Genomic DNA, 22,343 nt, shown 5'->3' with positions numbered 1-22,343 from the left:
ATTTTAAAGGCAATATAGATGAGCTTACCGCAATTTTTACTGTTCTTTTTTAGCACCTTTTTGATATCGGCGACACCTGGCCCTAATATGTTATTGGCTTTTCAGCAAGGTCTGAATTACGGTGTGCGCGCAGCGCTTTGGACACTAGCGGGCCTGAGCGCTGGGTTGTTTTTGCTACTGTTAACAGCGCTTTTAGGTATCGATATTATTAGTCGGCAACTACCTTGGCTACTGACAGCAGTCAAGGGTATCGGCGCGTTTTATCTTGCTTATCTGGGTATTCAATCATGGCGTCATGCCAAGGATAACGCTGAGCTTTTAGTCAAACCTATCACGACTTCCCATAACCGGAATCGTCCTAGCACCGCCCATGCTGCGGCAATTACTACCTTAAAATCGCCTTGGAGGCGCTTCTGCCAAGGTGTTTGGGTGTCGTTATCCAACCCCAAGGCGATCTTATTCTTCGCGGCATTTTTTCCTAAGTTTATCAATTTTAGTGCGCCACTGCTGCCGCAATACGTACTCTTGACGCTAGGCTTTTATATCAGTGAGACCACTTGGCAGATGGCTTATACCATTGGTGGTACCAAGCTGGCTAATTGGCTAGGTAGTGGCTCTCGGCTGTTATGGTTGAACCGCAGCTGTGGGGTTATATTTATCCTGATTGCACTAGCGCTAATGTGGGAAGTGGTGGCGATGGATTTAGCCTTGATCTTTTCCCACTAACATATCTAGCGCTTGGGCTTGATACCTTAATCTTATGGATTTAACAGCGTGCTTAACTTAATACCTCAAGCATCTCACCTTGCACCATATGCGGACTAATATATTCAGTAACGCGCACACTGACGATTTTGCCCATTAGCTCATCCATCTCTGACTCGGGATATGGGAAGATAACCGAGCGAGTATTGTCTGCCGTACCGATAAGATGATCAGGATAGCGATTGGCCACTTGCTCTACTAACACGCGCTGAATAGTACCAACCATATCGCGGGTCTTTTGATGAGTTGACTCTACGATGACTTTCTGAAATTCTGCTAGGCGCTCTTTTTTAGTCTCAAGGCGGACATCATCAGGCAGCTCGGCGGCAGGCGTTCCGGGACGCTTAGAGTAGATAAAGCTATAGGAGTGGTCAAAGTCGAGATCTTTTGCTAGGTTTAGCGTATCGGCAAAGTCCTCATCGCTCTCGCCTGGGAAGCCAATAATAAAATCACTTGATAGGTGAATATCTGGACGTACTGCTTTTAGTTTTTCGATCTGCTTGATGTAGACATCAATGGTGTGGTTGCGCTTCATCGCTGCAAGGATTCGGTTGGAGCCACTTTGTACAGGCAGATGTAGATGTGAGGCTAATTTGGGTAATTTTGCATAAGCATCAATGATGTCATCAGTGAACTCTAGCGGATGACTGGTAGTGAAGCGAATGCGCTCGATACCATCGATGTGGGAGACATAGTGCAGCAGCTCAGCGAAACGGCAGATGCTGCCGTCGTCTTTTTCACCGCGGTAACCATTGACGTTTTGACCCAGTAGATTGATCTCGCGCACACCTTGCTCAGCCAAGCTATCAATCTCCGCCAACACATCATCAAGGGGGCGAGACAGCTCTTCGCCGCGCGTATACGGCACTACGCAAAAAGAGCAGTATTTTGAGCAGCCTTCCATAATTGAGACAAAGGCGCGATAACCCTCTACTTTTGGCTCTGGTAGGAAGTCGAATTTTTCGATACTAGGGAAGGAGACATCGACAATACCGATACGATTTTTGGGAGAGACATGCTGCTGTGTCGTCGATTGGTCATATAGCTCAGGCAGCCGGTGGAGAGTCTGCGGACCAAACACCATATCCACATAAGGGGCACGCTTTTGGATATTATCCCCTTCTTGTGAAGCCACGCAGCCGCCCACGCCAATGACCAGCTCTGGCTTTTTCTCTTTTAGTTTGCGCCAACGACCAAGCTCAGAGAACACTTTTTCTTGTGCTTTTTCGCGGATAGAGCAGGTGTTCATTAGGAGCACATCGGCTTCATCAATATTGGTGGTTACTTCCATATCATGGGAGTCACCCAGCACATCGCCCATCTTTTCTGAATCATAGACATTCATCTGACAGCCTTGGGTGGCGATAAATACCTTTTTGCGCGGCTTCTGCTCAGAGTTCATGCCCATCTCAACATCCGTATTCACAGTCGGCCGAGTCTCATCCATTAATGACTTCTCAAAATGATGCTCGCTATGTGCGGTGTTATCAGCTTTTAAGGCGTCTTTTGGGTTAGGCGTAAATATGGTAACGGTCATGAGCTATCCATTCGTTGCAGCATGTCAAAATGATAAACATGCAATCTGGGGTAATAATATTGACGGCGCGACTTCAAATCGTAACAAGCCGCAAAAGAGTTATCTAACCCTCTATTTTACCATAGTAATGGTGTGCTATTCCATGCGTCTAATGAGTTAAAGAAGGTTGTAAATAAAGCTCACTGCGCGCAGCTCGGCTTAAATAGTGCACTCATTCTAAGTGTTATTTTAGGGATAAATATGGTCAATCCTAAGTAGAGTCACCGTACTACCAGCGCAGCTGGTATAAGTTTCCAAGCTTGCTGTAGGCACGCGGCTAGAGGTCGCCAGAACTTCAATTGAGTACCGCTGTATCGTTTTTATCATAAACTTACTATAGGAAAATAATAAACCTTAATGACAAACTGATACTAAAGTCCGTCATGTGTTTCTCACATCCTGCCAAATATAGACAAATAGTAAGAGAGCTAGTGACGAGTAGCAGGGATATAGTATGATGGGAAGACATACCCCAAAACTCCACACAATAGCGTATGAGCAGTTAATTTAAGGCACTTAATTATTTAAATTTAAGATACTTTATTAGTTAAGGCACTTAACGTGAGGTAAAGCATTTAAGATATTTTACTTAAACTACTTGAATCACGGTAGTTAGATGACTTAGATGACTTAGGTGCTCATAACTGATTATGCGCTGGTCATTATTGATAGTTTAGAATGTCACAGTTGCGGTTTGAGAGGTCTATTAATTAAGTTAGCGGGATATAACTCGCCGATAGAGAACGGCCAATAAAGGACTATTGGTTACGACATAGAGACTGTCACCGTAAAAATAAGTCAAAATGATGTAGAGAATATAGCTGGAATTCTCTTTACACCCTGTCAATTAACGTCATAATAAATTGCTTTATTTACCATTAATATCATATTTATTTTTTATTAAATATTAAACGTTAAACATTAAAAAAGGTTACCTAGTGAGATTAAATTTAAGTAAATTGTCTTTACAAGTGCTCAAAAGTAAGTTGCACCAACGCTATAAGCCGCCTATCTTTGGCAGAATAAAAGCGGTACCAGTGTCAAGCTTTTTTGCTACTGGTCACTGGGTCAATGCTCGCTCACTACGGCTGAGTAGTGTTGGCGTTATTAGTACTTTGGGATCACTAGGTATTGCTCAAGTGGCCTGTGCCGAGCCCGTTAGTTATCAAGCCAGCTCTTATCAAAACGATACCAGTATAAATTACTTTATGGCTGCCGCAGAAGCGGCAAATAGGCAGGATACTGGGGCATTGTATAACTATGAGCAAATGATGAATGGCGGACTATTTGCTATGTATCCGGCATATTGGCGGTTAAATAATGACTTAAGCAGTCAGAGCCCAGCGGCCATTGCTCAGTTTGCGCGCCAATACTCAGGATCAGTAATGGCAGAAAAATTAGCGGCAGACTATGCAGAAGTTAAGGCCGGATCCGGTGATTATGCCGCAGTGCGGCAGGTAGCCAATATGGTGACCAATCCTGATCGCAGTGAGCGTTGTGCATTAGCATTAGGCTTTAACCATGGTGGTGATACGATGCGCGCGCTCACTGAGAAGCCCAATGTATGGCTGACGACTTTAAAGCAGCCTGAGCTGTGTAATCAGCTGGCACTAGAATTAGGCAGTAACCCTCTAATTACTAATAGCGATCGGCAGGCGCGATTAAAGCGGATGCTGCGAGAAGGCAAGACAGGCGATATCATGGCACTGTCAAGTCAGCTTGGGGTACCTATTGATTATTCGGCCTTAAGTGAAATCCAGCTAAATCCTACTGCATTTTTGAATCGCTTTGCCAATCAGCCGTATAGTGACATTAATCAATCTTTGTATTTATACGCTATCGGTAGGCTGGCTAATAAGTCGTACCGAGAAGCGGCTATGCAACTTGACTTCGATATCAAGCAAGACGATTTGCGGCCAAGCCATCTTTTGAGTGATGAGACTCGCCGCTATGCCTATCGTATCCTTGGTGTTCAGCGAATGAATCACAATACTGATGATGGCTTTAATTCTGAAGCGGTGGACTGGTTCCGTAAAAGTCTAGGTGAGCCATTTAACTTTGAAGAGTCAGAAGACTATGCGCAAGCGGCTATTCGCTTTAGCCGTTGGGATGATGTGATTCAGGCAGTCTCTAGTATGGATGCTGAAGTCCAGACCGAAGATATCTGGCAGTATTGGCTGGCCCGTGCTTATGAGCAGGGCAGTGATGCGGGTAAACGTAATCTGGCCAAACAGATATACCAACGCCTAGCGAATAAAAACACTTATTATGGGCTGCTGGCCAAAGACAAAGTGGGTCAACGCTTTGACGCGCGTAGTCTAGGCGGCTCAGCTCTACCACAGGTTAGTAGCTATGATCGTGCTCGCGTGATGCAAGACCCACACTTTGCGCGCGCATTTGCGCTTTATAACTCTCCTGCCAGTAGTGGCTATGCCAACCGCGAGTGGAACTGGGCGGTGAAACAAGCTCGGGACAATCGCGATAATAACTTGATCATTGCTGCCGCGCGCCAAGCTTATGATATGGGCTGGCTGGACCGCGCTATCTATGCGATTGATAACTCGGATAATGCTGTAAGTCTAGGCCTATCACATCCCATGCCGCATCAAGACGCTGTGGTTAGGTACAGCCGTGAGGCTGGAATAGATCCAGCATGGGCCTATGGCATCATGCGTCAAGAGAGCCGCTTTGTCACCTCAGCGCGCTCTAATGTTGGGGCTAGCGGCTTGATGCAGATTATGCCAGATACAGCCAAGTATATTGCTCGTAACCTAGGGGAGTCATATAGCGCCAGTAGAGCCAATAGCGGTGATACTAACATTCGCTATGGCACGTGGTATATGGGTGATATCTTAGCTAAGCTAAACTACCAGCCCGTATTGGCGACAGCAGGCTACAATGCTGGTCCTAATAAAGCCAAACGCTGGCAACCTGTGTATGGTCAGCTTACTGCCGATCAGTATGTCGAGTCGATTGCTTATCCTGAGACTCGAAACTATGTCAAACATGTTATGGAAAATGCGACGATATACAGTAGTTTACTAGGTCAACCACAGCCAATTACTCAGCGCATGGGGACTATTCCAACATCGTTCTAAGTCATGAATATCGGCGTAATAAATACTATTAACTTATTGCCAGTAGGTATTGAGTAGTTAATGAATGGTCGATTGAAGTATCTTGTCTATGAGTAGGTTTTAATAGTGAATAAAAGCGATGCCTAAGGGTATCGCTTTTTTTATGGAAGGTTTATAGGGTCTTATTTTATAGCCTCTATAGGGTTCAAATTTGAGCGATCTTTATCCATCATCGATATCAAGTTTTGGTTGATAGTAAGCTTATTATAAGCCTGTACTATAAAAAGCTTAAACCTATTTATTTAATTTTTTAAATAAAATATTTTGAATTAGTTAACGATAAACTCAATACTCGCAGCTGCTGCGGATAAATTCTCTAAAAAAACAACTTACTTTTACGTGAAATGTACGTATTAACTATGGTATTTAAAATAGAATATCCTAGTATTAGATATTAATATTAGTTAGCGTCTTGTATAGCTTAGTTTCCGTCCTCAGATCATGAGTGCTGACTACTATAGTGCTACTTATAACGGCACAATAATTTACCGAAATAATAAGGTAGGTAATGAAGTCAGCTGTTAAGCGCAAACCCTAGTCCAGCTGCTCGTCTGAGGGTAGAGTTTGTGCTTACTGGACAGTTGAACTGTCTTATTGAACCAGTATATTTATAGGTTTTTGCACAGTTTAGTGCTGTAGCGCATTGAGCAGTTAGCTAATATTGCTAGCTAGTAGCATGTGAGCAGTCTGTTTTGTCAGTGCGGCTCTAAGACAGATTGTCTATTAGATTTTGAATTTATATCATGTTTTAAACAGTATTTTGCGCTTAATTATAATTGACAGCCAGTAAGGTATATCCTGTGTTTGTGAGTGAATTTAATAATAACTCTTTGGTTTCATGCCTTAAGCCTTATTTGACCGCTCCTAAGTCTTTTAAGACTTTATTACTGATGAGAGCTGAGCAATTTCGATTGCTGATTAGCAGCTTAATGTCTCAAACTGCATCTGGCCTACTTTTAATTGCTTCCTTTTTATTTTGTGTTCCCGCTCATTCAGCAGAAGGGGCCAAGGTGGGTCAGCGAATTTTGATGATTGAGATGACCCCAGCGATGTGTGCTATTTATCCCTCACGCGCTCGAATGCGGCAATGCTTAGAAGGGTACTCTCTTACCGTAGCAGGATTGGATTTGGGTTATGGTGATAGCTGTGGTCGCGGTGGAACGCCTAAGCTAACCCCGTTACAGCTACGAGTGGTCAATCGCGTTATGCCTGATGCCACTGTGCGCAATCAAGCTTGGCGTCGTTATGGCGCTTGTAGCCCATTACGATCTAGCTTTTATTTTCGCCAGATTGTGACGCATGCCAGTCAGCTGAAGCTGCCGCGCGAGCTTAATACAGGTAATAGTTATACCGTCTCTAAGTCGCGGTTCTTGCGGCAGCTAACTCGCCTGAATCCAGGTATGCAGGCTTCAGGAGTAGATCTCATCTGTCAGGACGCGAGTCGTAAGCAATCTGTTCTTACCGAGATTCATATCTGTTATGAAGGTAGCAGTTTTGGACGCTGCCCAGCCACTATCGATAATTGTGGTAGCAACTTTATTATTTCAGGTGACAGATAACGGTTTGACAGTGCTTTGGGTGATGTGTCTTTCTTATATCGATGACCATTTATTCTATTCACCCCAATATTTATTCATCTAATGACAGGGATAACCCGCCTAATTGTGCCTAGACGCTTGCGCAAGCGAGGTGGTACACTAGCTGACGAAAAATATACCATCAGCTGAGAGTGTGCAGTCCGCAAGTCTCTTTTTTGCCTCAATACCTGCTTCATAGACTCTCTTGCAAGTTGAGTTATTCAAAGTTTGTACTTCAGCTCAATCAGAGGGCTGCTAGTAGCAAAATTGTCCAATTATGGTATGGTATTTCTATTGCTTAAGGTCGCTACTGTATTTTTACGGCGGCTATAACTTGAATTTAGCATTAATTTAACACCAATTTTGTACCGGCTCATTGCTACCATACTTTGAGTTACCTTTGTTAATGACAGTATAAGTCATCATTATTTATTTCATTTCAACCGGAGAATTATATGAAACAGCCTATTCGTGTTGCCGTTACTGGTGCCGCTGGTAATATTAGTTATGCCATGTTATTTCGTATTGCTGCAGGCGAGATGCTGGGCAATGATCAGCCTGTAATCTTGCAATTACTTGAGATTACTCCAGCCCTAGACGCGCTAAAAGGCGTGGTTATGGAACTTGAAGACTGTGCATTTCCTCTGTTAGCTGGTATCGTTCAGACTGATGATGCAGAAGTTGCTTTTAAAGATGCAGATTATGCATTGCTCGTTGGTGCGCGCCCACGTGGACCAGGCATGGAGCGTAAAGATTTATTAGAAGCTAACGCTGCTATCTTCTCAGCACAAGGTAAAGCTTTGAATGCTGTCGCTAGCCGTGATGTCAAAGTATTGGTCGTCGGTAACCCTGCAAACACCAACGCCTTGATCGCTCAACGCAATGCACCAGATCTAGATCCACGTAACTTCACTGCCATGACGCGCCTTGACCACAACCGAGCTATGGCACAGTTGGCTGAAGAGACCAAAACGACTGTTAACGATGTGAAGAAAATGATCATCTGGGGCAACCACTCATCGACTCAATACCCTGACCTAACAGCTTGTACTGTTGAAGGTAAACCAGCGCTTGATTTGGTTGATCGTGATTGGTACGAAAACAGCTATATCCCAAGCGTACAAAAGCGCGGCGCAGCTATTATTCAAGCTCGCGGTGCATCATCAGCAGCCTCTGCTGCCAATGCAGCTATCGCACACATGCGTACTTGGGCGCTTGGCACTGATGAGAATGATTGGGTCTCTATGGGTGTCTACTCAAACGGTGAGTACGGTATCACTGAAGGCTTAATCTACTCGTACCCTTGCACTTGCAGCAATGGCGACTGGTCAATTGTAGAAGGCATAGATGTCTCATCAGATTTCTCGAAAGAAAAAATGAAGGCCACAGAGCAAGAGCTTACTGAAGAGCGTGATGGCGTGGCTCATCTACTACCATAAGCTTTGCTTAAGCTGGTAAAATTGATTGACTGTTAAAGCTATATAATCCTCTATGCTATGGTATAGAGGATTTTTATTATCATAAGGTTTTATTATAAGTCGTGATACGCATAGCCTACGACCCGTTACGATGAATAACAGCATGTTACGATAAAATGTTACGATAATTTGCTATATTTAATTAGTGATTAATAAGCGTCCCTAAGTCGCCAGTTAGATACGGGATTGGATGATTAAACTGATAACTGGATCAAATAATTAGGGCGATGTAAGCAATCTGTCTAGTTGGACTGGGTTGCTTCTAGTCCGACTATTTATAACCTAAGGTCACCCGTCAGGGGGCTACTTTAGTATCATGGATATTTACTTTTTAGGAGAGACTGCATGTTAGGTGAAAACGAATACACGATGAATAATCTTTTTGCTCAGTTGGGGCTAGACAGCTCAGATGAAGCGATTGAAGAATTTATTAACAACAATCAGTTGGCAAAAGAAGAGAAACTTACTGACGCTCATGTTTGGAATGACAAGCAACGTATGTTTTTACAAGAAGAGTGGAAGCAAGACGCAGCTTGGGTAGAGGTCATTGATGAGCTAAACGTACGCTTACACCCTACTGCTTAGAGCCTGTTAACCGCCTACAGCTTATTAACTAACTGTCTAGAGCGGTATTTAATAGCTTAGAGCTTGTTGAAACCAAAAAAACCTGCTTTTCAAAGCAGGTTTTTTTTGGCTTAAAGCAATAAACAGCAGTTGGTTTATACTAATAAATCAGCAAATGACAAACCAATGATGTCATAAAAACATTTAACTGTTTGCTAAGGACTGCGACTGTCGCCAAGCCAAAAGTTCTTTTACATCTTGATCGATACCGGACTTTAAGGCGTCAAGGTCAGCGTATTTTTTTTCGTCATGAAGATAGTGAATAAAGCGGACATTGAGAGTTTTACCATATAGATCCCCTTTAAACTCTGGGAAATAGATCTCAAGTCGCCAATCAGAGGGTCTGTCAATTGAAGGGCGGATGCCGATATTCGCGGTACCGAATAAGCTGTGCTTACGCAGACCTTTGACACCAGCTGAGGCAGTATCTGCCGCTGCTTGCCAACCATCCTTATCGATATTACCGTCTTTATCTAGTATCACCACATCGACACCATAGATCCCATGTAGAGCTGGCTTTAGTCGGTTTAGGGCAATATTGGCGGTAGGGAAGGCTAGGGTGCGCCCAATTTGGTCACCTCTGACCACCTCTCCTGTAATACTATAGTCACGGCCTAAAAGCTCGCTTGCCGCGCAAAGCTCACCTTTGGCTAGTAGATGTCGAATCCGAGTTGAGCTAATGCGCTCCGCCAATAAAGTATTATCGGTGATGGTATCTAGTGTGGTCACAGGTAAGCCAAATTTACGTAGAAACTCACTATCGCCTGTGCGGTCGTGACCAAAACGAAAGTCATCACCCAATACCAGTGCTTCTACATTGAGGTTCTGCGTGAGAATTTGGGCAAACTCCTTAGCAGATAAGGAGCGAAAAGCCTCATCAAAGCGTGCAATGATTAGAGTCTCGATACCGAAGTCTGCCAATAAAGCTTGCTTTTCACCAAGGCTCGTCAATCTAGCAGGCGCGCTATTTGGCTTTCCTGATAACTTAGCAAAATACTCTCGCGGCTGCGGCTCAAATAGCATCACTGCACTGCTAAGCTGCCGCTCTTGAGCCTGCGATAGCATTTCTTTTAGCATGGCCTGATGACCTCGATGAACCCCATCAAAGTTACCTATGGTTAAGGTACTAGCAGGTAAAGTGCTGGTTGGCAAAGTCCTGGCTGATGGTGAAGGGTCAGAGTGGGTGTGCAAAAGCTCGTCGAGAAAATAGATTTTCATAGGCAAATTAAGCGCATACAATAGTGAGAAAGTAGCCCGCCAGATGGGATGGACGACTGTGTATTAGGCTGCCATTATAAAGTAAATTGCGACTAAGCTTTGCATAAATAGCGTGAAGATTAGCAAACTTAGTATAAAGTCATAAATAAGCCTAAATAGCCAATCACTCACCCAGCCTTGATAGTCGAGTTAAGATAATAATAAAGACACGCTCCTATTAGTGCGCTACTGATTTAGCTGATTCTAGTTTGCTACGCGCACGCTGACAGAGTCTAAGCTATTTTTTGTGAAGCACAATCTGGTAGCCCTGTATTCTGGATCGAGTGAATCTACTATCATCAATCCATTTTAGATTTACTACAAAGTCGTTGGGATGAGTTTACGCTCGCCTCAGTCATCTTATGACGTCTAGCCAGTAGATTTATACCAACGACTATTTACGTACCAGTTTTAAATAGGATTGACTATATATCAGTATAAAACTAAGGAAGCAAAGATAATGGCAGCACTTGCTCAGTTGACTCACTCGCGGCATATCTGTCTTGCTGACAGCGCAGATCTTGAGGCTATCGTCGCCATCTACAATCAGAATATCGAGGCAAAAAAAGCGACTGCAGACTTAAGGCCTGTAGAGGTGCAAGCGCGTCAAGCATGGTTTGACAGTCATCTGACTGACCCCCATCGGCCCATTTATGTTATCAAGAATGCTTTGGGCGAGATGATGGCGTGGGGTAGCTTTAGTAATTTATATGAGCGTCCCGCCTATCATATCAGCAGTGAGATTAGTATCTATGTCAGTAGAGACTTTCAGCGTCAGGGGCTAGCGCGGCAGCTCATTGATTGGATGCTAGCTCAAGCCCCTAAGCTTGGTATCCATAACGTGGTGGCGCTAGTATTTGCTCATAATGAGGCTAGCTTAGCGCTATTTGAGCGCTTAGGGTTTGTACGGTGGGGCGTGATGCCACAAGTTTGCGATATGGATGGATTTACTGCCGATGTGGTAATGTTGGGAAGAGCGATCCTCCCATCACAGTAGCCTAATATTAGCAGGGTCTAACCAAGAATCTTCCACTGCCCATCGATCTTTTGTAGCTCATAGGTTAAGGGCGCTGGGTCTTGTTGATCTTTGAGCATCAGCTCGCCTTCGATGGTCGCTTTGGTTTTATCCGCATTATAGGTGGTGTTGGTTACGGTGACTCCCTCGACGGTTTGCTGAAAGGCAAACTGGGTCTTAGCAAGCTCCTCGCTGAAGTTTTCCATATCTACTTGGTAATAACGCGCGGCTTTTTTGGCATCTCCGTAGTATAGGGTATCAAGAGCCGCTTTTAGTGTGGCTTCAGGGCTGCCAGCTGCGACTGGGTTGGTCATTAGACTTTGCTGCGCTTTATTGTCCGTCGCTGTTGTTAGGCCAGTGTCTTTATTTTCATCGCTTGTACTGGTGTTAGTGGCCGCGTTTGGCTCATCTAGATCTGCTACTGTATCCGCTGCTACTTCTGCGCTAGTGGCTGTATCGCTAGGTTCAGTATTTAAGGGGTCGGTGTCAGTAGCTTCACTCGTAGTCGCTGTATTTTCATTGGTCGTCGCGGCGGTAGTTTGCGTCTCGGTGTCAGTAGGTTCTTGCTTATTGCAACCTGAGATGGCTATGGTCGCTGCTAGGGCGGCAGTTAGCGGTAAAATCTTCGCTGATAATGACATATTTCTTCTCTTGTAGATGAATAAAGTTTTTTTAATGACGGGTACTTTAATAGAAGTGATGACATGACCGGCAATTTTCAATGCTACAGTGTGCTCACGATATTATTTTAAGCGTCAGTCCAGATTGACTGTCGGTCACTGGTCTGATGCGCAGACGGCATGTAGTAAGTTTATTAGTGATACTGGGATGAGTTTTCTGCAGCCTCTGTCAGCGTGCCCGCCGCCAGCCAAAAAAGTATGTACCCGTTGCGCATCATATTACGATGACGCTACTTTATCTAGACTCGACTATAGCTGTAATTAATAGCTATGGGCAGTAGTGAAGACGACTCGTTAAATTATTTGTTTAATTAACCGTGTTTAAGCTGACGCGGTCGAAAGCCCGTTGCCAATAGTACGACACCATAGACCGCAGCGCCAATGGCACTGATGATCAACAGCGCCCCGATGCGCTGCCACTGGGCAGAATGGGTGGGGAAATAGGGTAGCATGGCATAAAGAGCCGCTACCATAACTGCGCACGAAAAACCAAATTGGGCAAACAGCTTCTTCCAATGTGGACCGAAGCGAAATAGGTCGCGCTTGTGTAAGAAATAATAGAGCAGACCCGCGTTTACAAATGAAGCACCAGTCGTCGCGAGTGCCAAGCCGCCATGTAGTGGCAATTTAAAGAAGTAAAACACACCGATAAAAATAACACTGAATACCATGTTGGCAATAACGGCCACGACACCAATCTTCACTGGTGTCTTGGTATCTTGACGTGCAAAAAATGCAGGGGCAAATATTTTAATTAACATAAAGCCTAAGATACCACCCGACATACTACGAAGCGCAAGACCACTCATTTGAGCATCACGAAGCACAAACTCACCGCGCATAAATAGCGACTGCATCAACACATCAGACAAGACGAAGAGCGCCGCAGCGGCAGGGATACCGATTAGGATAATCAGGCGCGAGGCCCAATCTAAAGTCTTCCTAAAAGTAACGTCATCTTTTTTGGCTTCACTAGCCGATAGGCTAGGCAGTATCACTGTACCAATCGCCACACCAATCAGGCCAAGCGGCAATTCGCTTAAGCGCTCAGCGGCATAAAGCCAAGATACAGAGCCGCCCATCATCAAAGAGGCAAATACGGTGTTGAGTAGTAAGTTAATTTGGGTGACCGAAACGCCAAAGATGGCCGGTAGCATTAGCTTGAGAATACGGCGGACCCCTTCATGTTGGAAGTTGACCTTAGGTGCAACCAACAGCTTTTGTTGCCACAGCTGTGGCAGCTGAATCATAAACTGCAATAGACCAGCGATGGCGACCGAGTAGCCAAGTGCCATGATAGGCTTAGAGAACATCGGAGCAAAGATGAGCGCCCCACTAATCATACAGAGGTTAAGCAGCACTGGCGCGAAAGCGGGCGCTGCAAAGCGGCCATAACTTTGCAATATACTACCGGCAAAGGCCGTCATGGAAATAAACAACAGGTAAGGGAAGGTGAGGCGTAGTAGCTCACTGGCAGTGGCGAATTTATCCGGACTGTCGGCAAAGCCAGGGGCAAATAAAGTAATTACCCATGGCGCTGCTAAGATTACCACCACTGTGAGTAGCGACAAAATCATCAGTAAGGCGCCTGAGGTGCGACTGATAAGAATCTGAACTTCTTGGAGGGTAAAGCGCTCTTTGTATTCAGAGAGGACAGGAACAAAGGCTTGGCTAAAAGCACCTTCGGCAAATAGCCTGCGTAAAAAGTTAGGGATCTTAAAGGCGACTAAAAAGGCATCCATCAATCCGCCTGCGCCAAAGACGCTCATTAGCACCATATCACGAACGAGACCTAAAACGCGTGACAGCATCGTCATAGAACTGACGACCATGGTCGAGCGAAACAGTTTACTTTTTGCCATGAACAATCAATGCCTTTAACCCAACGAAATGGAGTGGATTATAGCATTATCTCAAGTCGGTATGATGGATTTGAGATGGAATAAGGTGGTAACTAGATTGAAGCTTCTAAATAGATTAATTGCCCTGCTCACCTTAAAGGTATTTGGTTAGACAGTTAGGATGGAAGTAGTAAATCGCTTACCATTTTACGCAGTCTTGTCCATTCAAAAAATTCACCTGGGTCAGTCTTTCGCCCTGGCGCAATATCGCTATGTCCTGTTAAGTGCCGCCGCGTTTTGGGATAGGCCTGATAAACTGCAGCAATCACTTGCGCCAAGGTCGCGTACTGAGCATCGGCAAAAGACTGAAAGTCAGAGCCTTCAAGCTCAATGCCAATCGTATAGTCATTACACTCTGGCTGGGCCAAATAGCTTGAGCGCCCCGCATGCCATGCGCGATCTGCAAAGTTGACAAACTGAGTCACGTTACCATCGCGCTGAATGAACAAATGCGCTGAGACTTCCATACCTTCAATGGCTTTAAAGTAGGGATGAGCTTCCCAATCTAAGGTATTGGTAAATAGCGCCTCAACGTAATGGATACCACGAGCGTCCGTTTTTTCAAACTCATTAGGCGGCAAGCTAATGTTATGAATGACAATAGCGCTAATTTCAGTGTCATCGGGCCGCGCGTTAAAATTAGGCGAAGGCACCCAATTGGCCGAAGTCAGGCGACCATCAATGATATTAAAAGTGTCAGATATTGGCAGAGTAGGTGTGGGCATAGTTTAGTTTCAAAATAAGAATGGTAAATATTCATGATAGCCTAGGTTAGATATCTCTAGGATGCAAGCACTAGCCTAGTGTTGGACAATAATTTTGCTGCTATGATAGCGATTTATATCGCTAGGCAAATATTTGTCATGGTAATATCATCTTAACTCAACACAATAAAGCAGCGGACTCATCCGCGCCTTGTTTAGTACCACTATTTCGCTTTGAGGTCCTTATGTCACCTATACTAACCCCGACTAAGCATGATGATATCGATGCTCATCTAGTAGCAGTTAATTGCTACAGTGATTGTAGTCGAGTGACGTTACAGCGAGTGGCGACGTTGCTGGCAGGAGTCAGCTTTTTTGTAATGGCTAGTAGCAGTGCGGTAGCAGAGACGACGGCTGATGCCAATAACCTAGACAAGCCCGATGTAGTGACGCTGACGTCGATTACCAACGTTGCAGGACAAACGAATAATATTGATAGCGGCATTGATAGTGATAGCCACAACCAGCACAGCCTTTATCCACAGTTACGTCAACAAGCTTTGCAGAAAAAACTGGCAGAGCATCCGACTTGGCGACGTTTATTATATTACACCGAGCAGACTAACTCGCGTAGCAAAGGCGCAAGTCAAGTAGATAACCCTGAGTTTTTTATTAGCCCAGAGGGCAAGACTAATGCACAGGCTGAGCTAGAGGCCTTGCTTGAGCTGATGTTAGCTCCGACTTCTTCATTAAGTGCTACGGATAAGCGATCTCGCCATACCACCTTGTGCCGCTTCCCTGCGCGTAGATATTGGTTGCAGAGCCAACTTGAGATTCCTAACAAAGTGCTTGATGAGGTTCATTGCCCCGAGTTTGATGCGTGGATGGATAAGCTCGATGCACAGCGACTGTCTGTAGTATTCGCAGGTGAGTACTTGGACAATCCGCTATCGGCCTTCGCCCATACGCTGATGCTTATCGACTCTACTAAGAGCTTGGCTGATCCAGCCAATATTGATGCCGCTCATGCTCTCAACGATACCGTAGCAGGCAGTCCTGACGATAGCTTTGTGGTTTACGCGGGCAAATCCATCATCGGGGCTTATCCCAATGACATAACTATCGACCCTTATCCACAAAAGCTTGCTCATTATCTCAAAAAAGACAATCGTGATGTCTGGAGCTATCCCTTGGCACTTACCCAAGCCGAGGTTCAACAGATCATGCGTCATGTGTGGGAAACCAAGGACTTAGGACTGCCGTATTATTTTACCACGGACAATTGTGCCTCTGAGATACTGCGTTATATCGATATTGTGCGACCAGAGAGTAGCTTGCTGAGCCAGTTACCGTATGTGGTCGTACCATCAGATGTGGTGCGACTGTTGACTAAAGAAGGGCTAATTACCGAGCAAAGCTATCTGCCGGCTGACAATACTCTAAAGCAAGCAAAACGTAATGCCGCAGCGGTCACCGAAAGCGCTGTGGTTAGTACGGCGCGCGCCTTACCTGATAGTGCTATTAGCGAGGATAACAAGCTATTACCCACGGCTATCACGCCCGCTAGTAACAACCCTAACGACGCTCATCCTATTAACAGAGTCAAGGTTGGTATTGGCCAACGAAGCGGTGAGATTGATGGTAAAAATAACAACGATGCTTATCTTAGCTTTGGTTTGCGGGCTGGATTTAACGACTTACTAGACCGACCAGCAGGTTATCCGCAAAACTTTGATTTTGAAGGCTTGTCAGCGAATCTACGCGTTTACGCTAATGATGGTAATAATGACCACCCTTATCAGGACCGTATCCAACTACAAGACTTTACACTCATTCGCGGCCGCTCCTTTAACCCTATCAATAGTGCCAAGTCTGGCAAGACGTGGGGCGCTAATCTTGGGGCAACCCGAGTCAATGATGGTTCCGAAGCCAATGCTGGCGATCGTCTTGTGGCAAACGCCGCTTACGAGCACGGCATCTCCATGGCCTTTGGGACACCAACAGCTGGTTCAGGTGAATTGCCCCCACAGCTTTGTTATGCACTGGGAATGGGGGCTACCCAAGTAGGTAAAGGCATTAATAATGGTTGGCGTGTCGGTATTGGGGCCAATCTAGGCTGTCGTTATCAGCTCAACCCCAAGCTGCGTGCTCACGCTGAATTGCAATTGCCGTATTGGTATCATGGCGATATTAATAAAATCTCAGACAAGAGCGTTGATAGCAATGCCAGCGGCCATTATTGGCAGCCTATTGCTACCTTTGGTGTACAGTATGATATCGATCGTGCCCAAGCAGTAAGATTGCAAGGCAGTCATGATTTTCAACATCGTGTCCGCGATCAAGACGACGTGCAGCTGGCTTACGTGAAGTATTTTTGAAATCGATATTTCAGGTAAGCATTAGGTTTTGATATAGCGAAAACCTTATTTATCAATTAATACTATATTTCTAAAGATATGAAGAAAGAAATTAAGTATTCAATAATTATTATCTTACTATTAAGTATAGCCATTGTAGGCTGGCTGCTTTGGGAAGCTTATACGATTATACTTTGGAGCGTTTAGAATTAGTGCTATCAAATCTCTTGTCATTGTTGGCAGAGACTATTGATAAGGTGGCGTCCATGCCAAATTGGATACTAGAAACCGAGCGGCTTTATCTTAGGCAATGGGTAGAAGATGATTTTGCACGCTTTGCCGAGATGAGTGCCGACCCAAGAGTGATGAAATACTTCCCCAAGCTATTATCAGTAGAGCAGAGCAACCAAATTGCGGCAAAGTGCCAACAGCTTATTGCAGATAGAGGCTGGGGCTTTTGGGCCGTTGGCTTAAAGAAGAGTCACGAAGCTGGCAGATTTATTGGCTTTGTGGGTTTGCATGAGCCACAAGCAGACTTGCCCTTTGCGCCGTGTATTGAGGTCGGTTGGCGACTACATCCTAACTATTGGGGTCAAGGCTACGCGACAGAAGCTGGTCGTGCTGCATTAGAATTCGCCTTTGAAGTGCTCAATGCCAATGAAGTCGTCTCTTTTACTGCAGCGATCAATCAGCCCTCTCGGTTAGTCATGGAGCGTTTGGGCATGACCAATACGCAAAGCGACTTTGAGCATCCTGCTATACCTGAGTCAGATCCGACCCATCCCTTAGCGAGGCATGTTTTATATAAAATCACGCGACGAGAATGGACGGCAAGTAACGGCAGCTAATTATAAGAGGCTCTACCTTGGATACGAAAGACAATGGCTTTTTTAAATATTGTCCTTAGAATGAATGGTCAGCCATTGCTAATTTATATCAAGACAATATTTACGACAATAAGGATGCCATCATGACCCAGCTCTCCCAACCTAATATTCTCATTATCGGCCAGGGTGATATTGGTGCGCCGGTCACTAATAAGCTGACCGAGCAAGGCTACCAGGTGACTGGACTGGCTCGAGGTGAGCGTAGCAGCTACAAGCTGCACGAGTCGGCCAAATTTATTCAAGCTGATGCCTTGACTCTTACCTCTGAGCAGGTGCATGACTTTAGCCACATTGCGATTATTGTCACCCCTGACGAGTACAATGTGGACGCTTATAAAAATACCTATCTTGGCATCGCCCAGCATATAGCTCAGCTGTCAGACAACTTACCAAAACTTGAACGGGTCGTGTTTATCTCTTCAACAGGTGTCTATGGTCAGGATGATGGCGAGTGGATTGATGAGACAATAGCGCCTGCGACGCCCAAACGTGAGTCGTCCGTTTATATTCTCAAGGCAGAGCAAGCTTTGCAGCAAGCCTATGCTGATAAGACGGTTATTATTCGCCCTAGCGGTATTTACGGGGTAGAGCGCCTGATGCGCATTCGTAAAGCTCAGGAGCAAGATAAGACCGCAATGCCAGAGTACGCTTGGTCCAATCGTATCATGGATAGTGACCTAATTACCCTTATTGCTAAAGTGCTAACGTTAGAATCAGCGCCTAAGCCCGTTTATTTAGCGACTGACTATAGACCGGTGACATCGTATGAAATGCTAAAGTGGTTATGCGAGCAGTTGGGTACTACGCCGCCTACGATTGATGAGTCAAAGCCCGTCTCAGGCAAGAGACTACATAGCAATATTCCTAGAGATTGGCTGGAGTTTCCAGATTGGCAGGCAGGCTATCAGTATATATTAGCAAAGTTATAATGGATGATTTTACGTGCCTACCTTGTTAGGTAATTGGCTTTAGAAATCAAGAAAGCAGCCGCAATAATATACCAAGTCAATGACGTATCCATAGCAGGCGTATGCTATCATCTTAGCCGTATTTCTACCGATCGTAGCCATATCAACTTTACGTAGTGCTGCCTCACCACAGGTTTGTATTGATAAGTTGTTGATTCGCCGCCGCCAGATATTTATTGGGAGATGTCATGACTCAGCCCTCCGCCTCTGAATCCTCCGCACAAGACGCCATGATAGTCGCTAAAAGCTCACGAAAAATCGCTACTGCGTCAGATAATAATAAAGCTCAACAACTGTCCCAAGCGCCTGCCATTCGTCACCCAAATTTTGACCCGACTAAGACCCCGATTAATCCGGCTCGACCCTTAACTGATATCCCTGATCCGGCCCCAAATTATAATGGCCAGCTTCGGCGGCTTTATAAGGGCACCAAGTCGCAATATAAGAGCGCTAAGTTGCAACGTTCTCAGACTTTTATGAGAGCAGAAGCGACGCTATCAAAATGGGCGCTTATTGAGTCTGAGGCTCTAGCGGAGCACTTAGCGTTACTGACGGCGGCGGGTCTCATTGAGCTACCAGCGAGTTTTTATACCAATTATAGTGAGCAGCCCTTACTACCATCTTTGAGCCAATTGACGTTATTGGACATGGTAGACATTCATGCTGCGCTCAAGGCGTATCCAGATTTGACACGCTACGGGATCGCTTTGCGCACCAACTCGTACTCAGAGCTTACCCCTGCAGCACAGCACACTGAGCATCGTTACAATTATGATGCTGATGAGCTATTGAACAGTATCTACGCCGATGATTGGGAGGTACTGTTATATCCTGAGCGCTTTGATAGTGGCGAGGGTAGCTTGGTATCAGATATATTGCCTTGTAGTGTTGCTGTCCATGCTTTACGTACTTGTGAGACGCGTAAGACAATTAATTGCCGCTATAGTGCGAAGGATATCTGTCACTATCTGCGCAGCTACCTATTAAGTCAGCTGTCGTTGTTGCCGCAGCATCGGCAACAGTATCGCCAGATTCGTCTATTTGCAGGACATGTCATTGTCGCCGCCTATTATTTAGGCTGGGAGATTCAGCTAGATGCGGATGGCATGTGTTATTTTAACGTGTCTTCACGCTGCGGCTTACTGTCTCGCTATCCTAATGTCAGTGACTATTATGTTAATGGTTGGTTAGGATAAAGAAGAGATTGCTTAAAGCAGTTGTTTTAACTTTGGTTTTAAACAGAAGGTTTAAACAGCCAGTTTGATAGTAAGGTAGTACGACATAAAATGGTTATATTTCCTAGTAATTATTGGTCAATATCCATAAAGTTGCGTACAATATCGCTCAAATAATATCGCTCATTTCCCATTAATTATAGGATACTCCATGCAATCGGCGTCATTTTCATCGCATACCTTTATTAACCTTGCACTCGATAACCAAGTCTTAAAATTCGGTGAGTTTGTTCTTAAGTCTGGGCGCATTAGCCCATACTTTTTTAATGCCGGTTTACTAGCTACTGGAGAGATGCTTTCCGTATTGGCCAGTGGCTATGCTGAGCTTTTGGCTAAGCAAGTTCAATCAACGGCTAATGGTGATGAAGCGCCAGAATTGTTCATTTTCGGTGCGGCATATAAGGGCATTCCATTTGTCGCAGCTACTGCACAGGCATTGTGGCTTAACCATGGTATTAATGCCAAATGGGGCTATAACCGTAAGGAAGTCAAAGACCATGGTGAGGGTGGTCATCTGGTAGGCGCTGATGTGAGTGGCAAAGCCGTTTGGGTTTTGGATGATGTGATCACAGCAGGTACAGCCATGCGTGAAGTCGTAGAGTTATTAACGGCAGCTGGCGCGACTGTTGCTGGGATTATCGTAGCTTTAGATCGCAAAGAAAAAGGTCTAAAAGAGCTATCAGCTATTCAAGAATTAGCAGAACAACTACAAGTCCCTGTTAAAGCCTTGGTCGATATTGATGATATTATTGGCTATATTGAGCGCTGCGGTGAAGCGACCCAGCTGGCTAAGATGCGCCACTACCGCGAGCAATACGGGGTATAACGCTAGAGCCTAGTTAAAAATAAACCGTCAGCGTTTGTCCTCTTGCCGAACATTATTACTTGTTGGTCATAATAATTTTTTTGATTGAAAGGTCACCTCATGAGCTTAGAGCAAAATTCACCGTCTTCTACTAAGAAATCCTTGAATATCTTAGTCATTATGGACCCTATCGAGACGGTAAACTACAAAAAAGATACCACGCTGGCGATGATGTGGGCAGCGGCAGATCGAGGGCATGCGCTTGGCTACTGTCAGGCTCATGACTTATGGTTGGATCAAGGTCAGCTTAAGGTAGATGCTCAAGCAGTAACGGTACGTCGTGATCCTAATGACTTTTACACTTTAGCAGATAAGCTTACCCAGCCCATCACGGACTATGATGTCATCTTGATGCGTAAAGACCCACCATTTAATATGCGCTTTATCTATGCCACCTATATGCTTGACCATGCCAAAGCAGCTGGTGTATTGGTCGTCAATGACCCACAGAGTATTCGCGATTGTAACGAAAAGCTATTTGCCACTTGGTTCAGCGAGTATATGAGTCCCACTATTGTCACCAGTAAGCAGGCACATATTCGCCAGTTTATTGCTGAGCAGCAAGATGTCATCGTCAAGCCACTAGATGGTATGGGCGGTACTGGGATTTTTAGACTAACGGCTGATAGCCCTAATATTGGTGCGACGCTTGAGATGCTCACCGAGCTTGAGAGCTTGCCAATTATGGCGCAGCGTTATTTGCCTGAGATTAGTGAAGGCGACAAGCGCGTGCTTATTGTAGACGGTGAGGTGGTCGAGTACGCTTTAGCGCGCATTCCAAGCAAAGGTGAGACTCGAGGTAACTTAGCAGCTGGTGGCCGCGGAGTTGCTATGCCACTGACTGAGGCAGAGCGTGAAGTAGCGCGCAAAGTAGCGCCAATCGTTAAGGAAAAAGGGCTGCTATTCGTCGGGCTGGATCTTATAGGCGCGCGCATTACTGAGATTAATGTTACAAGTCCCACTTGTGTGCGTGAAATAGATGATCAGTGTGGTACTAGTATCGCAACAGATCTAATCATAGCGATAGAAAGTAAATTAAGCTGTTAATTGGAATAGTGTTAATTCATAATTCCAGCCACTAATAGCCTGAAAGTAGCTATAGTTAACCCTATCTACAACTGATACACAAAAGAGTCGCTAGAATAAATTTACTGGCTAGAAGTCATGAGATGACTCAGGCGGGCGTAAATTTGTTCTAGCGATTCTATATTAAATCTAAAGCGGATTGACTCTATAACTAAGCCAATTTTAATTTACAAGGTACTATTAAGTTTGACTAAGGGTTAATAACCTCGGACCGTGCTAGTTATAGATTAT

17 protein-coding genes are annotated in these 22,343 nt (G+C 44.9%); 12 read left to right on the top strand and 5 right to left on the bottom strand.

What is annotated here, in order from left to right; translation table 11 throughout:
* Positions 1 to 18: 18 nt before the first annotated feature.
* Positions 19 to 726 (top strand): LysE family translocator, encoded by a 708-nt coding sequence (locus EGV92_RS03510; RefSeq protein WP_131667805.1) that lies wholly within the window; start codon positions 19 to 21, stop codon positions 724 to 726.
* A gap of 52 nt (positions 727 to 778) precedes the next feature.
* On the opposite strand, the gene miaB is transcribed toward EGV92_RS03510, so the two are convergent.
* Positions 779 to 2,302, bottom strand: a complete 1,524-nt coding sequence (gene miaB / locus EGV92_RS03505) for a tRNA (N6-isopentenyl adenosine(37)-C2)-methylthiotransferase MiaB (protein WP_131667804.1) — start codon at positions 2,300 to 2,302, stop codon at positions 779 to 781.
* A gap of 1,331 nt (positions 2,303 to 3,633) precedes the next feature.
* Between miaB and EGV92_RS03500 the strand changes: the two genes are divergently transcribed.
* The 4 genes from EGV92_RS03500 to EGV92_RS03485 all read left to right on the top strand — a co-directional run bounded on the left by EGV92_RS03500 (position 3,634) and on the right by EGV92_RS03485 (position 9,118).
* Positions 3,634 to 5,439 (top strand): lytic transglycosylase domain-containing protein, encoded by a 1,806-nt coding sequence (locus tag EGV92_RS03500; RefSeq protein WP_242678619.1) that lies wholly within the window; start codon positions 3,634 to 3,636, stop codon positions 5,437 to 5,439.
* 968 nt (positions 5,440 to 6,407) lie between these two features.
* Complete coding sequence (locus EGV92_RS03495) at positions 6,408 to 7,037, top strand: T2 family ribonuclease (protein WP_242678584.1); 630 nt, start codon at positions 6,408 to 6,410, stop codon at positions 7,035 to 7,037.
* Positions 7,038 to 7,510: 473 nt separating this feature from the next.
* On the top strand, positions 7,511 to 8,494 hold the full coding sequence (locus EGV92_RS03490; RefSeq protein ID WP_131667802.1) for a malate dehydrogenase: 984 nt from the start codon (positions 7,511 to 7,513) through the stop codon (positions 8,492 to 8,494).
* Positions 8,495 to 8,878: 384 nt separating this feature from the next.
* Positions 8,879 to 9,118 carry a DUF2789 domain-containing protein gene (locus EGV92_RS03485; RefSeq protein WP_131667801.1) on the top strand — a complete coding sequence of 80 codons (240 nt, stop codon included), beginning with the start codon at positions 8,879 to 8,881 and terminating at the stop codon, positions 9,116 to 9,118.
* Positions 9,119 to 9,301: 183 nt separating this feature from the next.
* Here EGV92_RS03485 and ribF read toward each other — a convergent pair whose 3' ends face one another.
* Positions 9,302 to 10,375 carry a riboflavin biosynthesis protein RibF gene (ribF, locus tag EGV92_RS03480; RefSeq protein WP_131667800.1) on the bottom strand — a complete coding sequence of 358 codons (1,074 nt, stop codon included), beginning with the start codon at positions 10,373 to 10,375 and terminating at the stop codon, positions 9,302 to 9,304.
* A 499-nt stretch (positions 10,376 to 10,874) separates the two neighbouring features.
* Here ribF and EGV92_RS03475 point away from each other — a divergent pair, with 499 nt between their 5' ends.
* Positions 10,875 to 11,411 (top strand): GNAT family N-acetyltransferase, encoded by a 537-nt coding sequence (locus EGV92_RS03475; RefSeq protein ID WP_131667799.1) that lies wholly within the window; start codon positions 10,875 to 10,877, stop codon positions 11,409 to 11,411.
* 17 nt (positions 11,412 to 11,428) lie between these two features.
* On the opposite strand, the gene EGV92_RS03470 is transcribed toward EGV92_RS03475, so the two are convergent.
* The 3 genes from EGV92_RS03470 to ampD form a co-directional block, all read right to left on the bottom strand.
* Entirely contained in the window at positions 11,429 to 12,070 is a 642-nt protein-coding gene (locus tag EGV92_RS03470) for a hypothetical protein (protein WP_131667798.1), read from the bottom strand.
* A 350-nt stretch (positions 12,071 to 12,420) separates the two neighbouring features.
* Entirely contained in the window at positions 12,421 to 13,971 is a 1,551-nt protein-coding gene (gene murJ, locus EGV92_RS03465; protein ID WP_131667797.1) for a murein biosynthesis integral membrane protein MurJ, read from the bottom strand.
* Between the two features lie 155 nt (positions 13,972 to 14,126).
* Positions 14,127 to 14,735 carry a 1,6-anhydro-N-acetylmuramyl-L-alanine amidase AmpD gene (ampD, locus tag EGV92_RS03460; protein ID WP_242678583.1) on the bottom strand — a complete coding sequence of 203 codons (609 nt, stop codon included), beginning with the start codon at positions 14,733 to 14,735 and terminating at the stop codon, positions 14,127 to 14,129.
* Positions 14,736 to 14,959: 224 nt separating this feature from the next.
* On the opposite strand from ampD, the gene EGV92_RS03455 reads away from it, so the two are divergent.
* From EGV92_RS03455 to gshB, 6 genes are all read left to right on the top strand, one after another.
* Entirely contained in the window at positions 14,960 to 17,092 is a 2,133-nt protein-coding gene (locus tag EGV92_RS03455) for an Lnb N-terminal periplasmic domain-containing protein (protein ID WP_242678582.1), read from the top strand.
* 245 nt (positions 17,093 to 17,337) lie between these two features.
* The gene (locus EGV92_RS03450; protein WP_131667796.1) at positions 17,338 to 17,919 is read left to right on the top strand and encodes a GNAT family N-acetyltransferase; all 582 of its coding nucleotides are present in this window, start codon (positions 17,338 to 17,340) and stop codon (positions 17,917 to 17,919) included.
* Between the two features lie 122 nt (positions 17,920 to 18,041).
* Complete coding sequence (locus EGV92_RS03445; RefSeq protein ID WP_131667795.1) at positions 18,042 to 18,887, top strand: SDR family oxidoreductase; 846 nt, start codon at positions 18,042 to 18,044, stop codon at positions 18,885 to 18,887.
* A gap of 227 nt (positions 18,888 to 19,114) precedes the next feature.
* A complete protein-coding gene (locus tag EGV92_RS03440; protein WP_131667794.1) occupies positions 19,115 to 20,122 on the top strand; it encodes a hypothetical protein in 1,008 nt (335 codons plus the stop codon).
* A 190-nt stretch (positions 20,123 to 20,312) separates the two neighbouring features.
* Positions 20,313 to 20,987 carry an orotate phosphoribosyltransferase gene (pyrE, locus tag EGV92_RS03435; protein ID WP_131667793.1) on the top strand — a complete coding sequence of 225 codons (675 nt, stop codon included), beginning with the start codon at positions 20,313 to 20,315 and terminating at the stop codon, positions 20,985 to 20,987.
* Positions 20,988 to 21,086: 99 nt separating this feature from the next.
* The gene (gene gshB, locus EGV92_RS03430; RefSeq protein WP_131667792.1) at positions 21,087 to 22,073 is read left to right on the top strand and encodes a glutathione synthase; all 987 of its coding nucleotides are present in this window, start codon (positions 21,087 to 21,089) and stop codon (positions 22,071 to 22,073) included.
* Positions 22,074 to 22,343: the final 270 nt, after the last annotated feature.

It is taken from the genome of Psychrobacter pygoscelis, from assembly GCF_004335015.1.
GTDB lineage: Bacteria > Pseudomonadota > Gammaproteobacteria > Pseudomonadales > Moraxellaceae > Psychrobacter > Psychrobacter pygoscelis.
Note: the sequence above shows the minus strand (reverse complement) of the source record. Positions and strands in the feature narration are given on the sequence as shown.

What these genes read in the sequence shown, in the direction of transcription:
- EGV92_RS03510 (WP_131667805.1), top strand. Translation starts at nt 19, where the DNA reads ATGAGCTTACCGCAATTTTTACTGTTCTTTTTTAGCACCTTTTTGATA.
- miaB (WP_131667804.1), bottom strand. Translation starts at nt 2,302, where the DNA reads ATGACCGTTACCATATTTACGCCTAACCCAAAAGACGCCTTAAAAGCT.
- EGV92_RS03500 (WP_242678619.1), top strand. Translation starts at nt 3,634, where the DNA reads ATGTATCCGGCATATTGGCGGTTAAATAATGACTTAAGCAGTCAGAGC.
- EGV92_RS03495 (WP_242678584.1), top strand. Translation starts at nt 6,408, where the DNA reads ATGTCTCAAACTGCATCTGGCCTACTTTTAATTGCTTCCTTTTTATTT.
- EGV92_RS03490 (WP_131667802.1), top strand. Translation starts at nt 7,511, where the DNA reads ATGAAACAGCCTATTCGTGTTGCCGTTACTGGTGCCGCTGGTAATATT.
- EGV92_RS03485 (WP_131667801.1), top strand. Translation starts at nt 8,879, where the DNA reads ATGTTAGGTGAAAACGAATACACGATGAATAATCTTTTTGCTCAGTTG.
- ribF (WP_131667800.1), bottom strand. Translation starts at nt 10,375, where the DNA reads ATGAAAATCTATTTTCTCGACGAGCTTTTGCACACCCACTCTGACCCT.
- EGV92_RS03475 (WP_131667799.1), top strand. Translation starts at nt 10,875, where the DNA reads ATGGCAGCACTTGCTCAGTTGACTCACTCGCGGCATATCTGTCTTGCT.
- EGV92_RS03470 (WP_131667798.1), bottom strand. Translation starts at nt 12,070, where the DNA reads ATGTCATTATCAGCGAAGATTTTACCGCTAACTGCCGCCCTAGCAGCG.
- murJ (WP_131667797.1), bottom strand. Translation starts at nt 13,971, where the DNA reads ATGGCAAAAAGTAAACTGTTTCGCTCGACCATGGTCGTCAGTTCTATG.
- ampD (WP_242678583.1), bottom strand. Translation starts at nt 14,735, where the DNA reads ATGCCCACACCTACTCTGCCAATATCTGACACTTTTAATATCATTGAT.
- EGV92_RS03455 (WP_242678582.1), top strand. Translation starts at nt 14,960, where the DNA reads ATGTCACCTATACTAACCCCGACTAAGCATGATGATATCGATGCTCAT.
- EGV92_RS03450 (WP_131667796.1), top strand. Translation starts at nt 17,338, where the DNA reads ATGCCAAATTGGATACTAGAAACCGAGCGGCTTTATCTTAGGCAATGG.
- EGV92_RS03445 (WP_131667795.1), top strand. Translation starts at nt 18,042, where the DNA reads ATGACCCAGCTCTCCCAACCTAATATTCTCATTATCGGCCAGGGTGAT.
- EGV92_RS03440 (WP_131667794.1), top strand. Translation starts at nt 19,115, where the DNA reads ATGACTCAGCCCTCCGCCTCTGAATCCTCCGCACAAGACGCCATGATA.
- pyrE (WP_131667793.1), top strand. Translation starts at nt 20,313, where the DNA reads ATGCAATCGGCGTCATTTTCATCGCATACCTTTATTAACCTTGCACTC.
- gshB (WP_131667792.1), top strand. Translation starts at nt 21,087, where the DNA reads ATGAGCTTAGAGCAAAATTCACCGTCTTCTACTAAGAAATCCTTGAAT.